2 protein-coding genes and 1 pseudogene are annotated in these 2,296 nt (G+C 42.4%); 1 reads left to right on the top strand and 2 read right to left on the bottom strand.

Features of this window, described 5'->3' with window-relative positions; all coding sequences use genetic code 11:
• Positions 1–278: pseudogene (locus tag F6K20_RS34780) on the top strand (TPM domain-containing protein); the annotation flags it as partial.
• A 97-nt stretch (positions 279–375) separates the two neighbouring features.
• On the opposite strand, the gene rph reads toward F6K20_RS34780, so the two are convergent.
• A complete protein-coding gene (gene rph / locus F6K20_RS34775) occupies positions 376–1,080 on the bottom strand; it encodes a ribonuclease PH (RefSeq protein WP_287297842.1) in 705 nt (234 codons plus the stop codon).
• Positions 1,081–1,187: 107 nt separating this feature from the next.
• A complete protein-coding gene (locus tag F6K20_RS34770; protein WP_287297840.1) occupies positions 1,188–1,760 on the bottom strand; it encodes a deoxycytidylate deaminase in 573 nt (190 codons plus the stop codon).
• Positions 1,761–2,296: the final 536 nt, after the last annotated feature.

Genomic DNA, 2,296 nt, shown 5'->3' with positions numbered 1-2,296 from the left:
TACAGTGGATTCTGACCCTAATTACTTCTACTGTTGGAGGAGTGATTTTTGGATTTGCGGCTATCCCCCGCAAACGGGAACAGGTTTTCGCTTGGCAATGGGCTTTGATTTTGTCACCACTTTGGGGTATCCTGTTTATTGCCTTCGGTATTGGACCTGTGGTGACACGCACCTCCGATTACTTGCCACTATTGCGCAATATTATTGGTTTCGTTCTTGGTGCCCTTGTGGCTTACTTGTCACCGATGATTAGTGAATCCTCAGCCTCAGAAACTTAACACCTGGTCAAATCCCTGTAATTTCCGGAATTTTCCGGAAATTAATTAATAGCTAGGTTCCAGGAGTTCCTACTCAGTACTCAGCACTATGTTTCTGCTAGCGCTGTGCCTCTAACAACTCCTTAATACCTTTTTCTGCTACGTCCATCAACTGATTGAGTTGATGGCGAGTATAAGCCCCTGACTCCGCTGTTCCCTGAACCTCAATAATACCCATTTGGTCGTTCATCACTACATTAAAATCCACCTCAGCTGCCACATCTTCGATATAGTTGAGGTCTAAAAACGGCTCACCCTCCAATAAACCGACGGAGACAGCAGCAACTTGGTGAATTAAAGGCGATCGCTCTAGTACTCCCGTTTTAACCAGTTTATCCACAGCATCCACCAGAGCAACATATCCCCCAGTAATGGAAGTAGTGCGGGTACCTGCATCCGCCTGTATAACATCCGCATCCACTGTTAACGTCCTCTCCCCCAAGGCTTTGAGATCAACAGCAGCCCGTAAACTGCGTCCGATCAGCCGCTGAATTTCCTGAGTTCGACCCGAAAGCTTGAGAAGTTCCCGTCTTTGGCGTTCCGGTGTTGCTCCTGGTAACATCCTATACTCAGCGGTTAACCAGCCGCTGCCAGTATCCTTGAGAAATCGGGGTACTTCCTCCTGAACCGTCACGGTACAAAGTACTTTGGTCTCACCACAGTGAGCTAGGACGGAACCAGGAGCATAGCGGGTAAATTCTCGCTCAAACAAAATGGGACGTAGTTGATCCGGTTGTCGGTTATCAGGACGCTGCCAAGACATAAGTTATATAGCAAAGGAAGTAGGAAGTAGGGAGTAGGGAGTAGGGAGTAGGGAGTAGGGAGTAGGGAACAAAAATTATCACAATATTATTGAGCTATATTATCGAGCTAGTCACCTTTAATAATTGTGTAATTGTGATCGATAATTGGATTCGACAACTTCGGAACAGATGTTGGATTGAGTAGAAATGAAGCTGCTCGTTTAGCTGTTTCTTCACTTAACTGGATTTGGGTTAGGCTAACCAAGCCCTCTTTCATAAAATGATCTCTAACTAGAGCTTTCTCTCCACTATTGAAGATAGTCTCATAAAAAACTTTCTTTATGCCAGCTGAAATGATTAACTTTAAGCAAGAGACACAGGGTTCCAGGGTAACATAAATACTGGCTCCAGCAGTGGCAATACCATGTTTGGCTGCAAACGCGATCGCATTCGCTTCAGCATGAACAGCTCGGGATGGCATGGTACGAGACGCATCGCAGCTACTTAATCCAGGATAGCAGTATCCCTGAGCTGTGCAATGAATTGAGCCAGATGGGGAACCATTGTAACCTGTTGCTAAAATCTGATTGTTTTTAACAATCACTGCTCCTACAGGAAACGCTAAACAGGTTGAGCGAGTAGCTGCTAGCTTAGCCATCATTAAAAAGTATTCATCCCAGTTTGGTCTTTCATTAGTCATTGGTAATTGCCAAATTTTAAATGGTCAATTTTATAGCAAGGTAAATCTAGTTTATGATCTAAAATATAGCACTACGCATTAAGATTAGGACATTCCTAAACTCGGAAACTTAGTCATAGCTTACTTCTGACTTCTGACTTCGTTCCTTCTGACTTGCGCGTAGAGCTATATCATCTCTGTTTCAAGGGAACAGGGAATAGGGAACAAGGAACATAAACATGTCTTAACCTTTACTTCGACTGTTATAATACTTCGACTGCTATAACTTGTTATCTTACAAATAACTATTGTTCAAAATGTCTTTGGTTATTGTTTACACCAAAAATCGTTTTTTTAGTTATCTATAGTTGATGCTTATAAAGCATTTATCCTAGTCATGATGTAGAGTCAATTTTTCCATTAACCACTCCCTAAGGGAGTAGCCAAAAAATAAAATACCAGATTTTAGCTTGTAGGGTGGGCAAAAACATTTTGGTTCAAATGAGTCTTATAGATAAGATAACTTTGCCCACCCTACTTTAATTGGTATTTTTTTT

The organism is Moorena sp. SIO2C4 (genome assembly GCF_010672485.1).
Taxonomy (GTDB): Bacteria; Cyanobacteriota; Cyanobacteriia; order Cyanobacteriales; family Coleofasciculaceae; genus Moorena; species Moorena producens.
The sequence above is the reverse complement of the archived record's forward strand: the minus strand, read 5'-3'. Positions and strand labels throughout refer to the sequence as shown.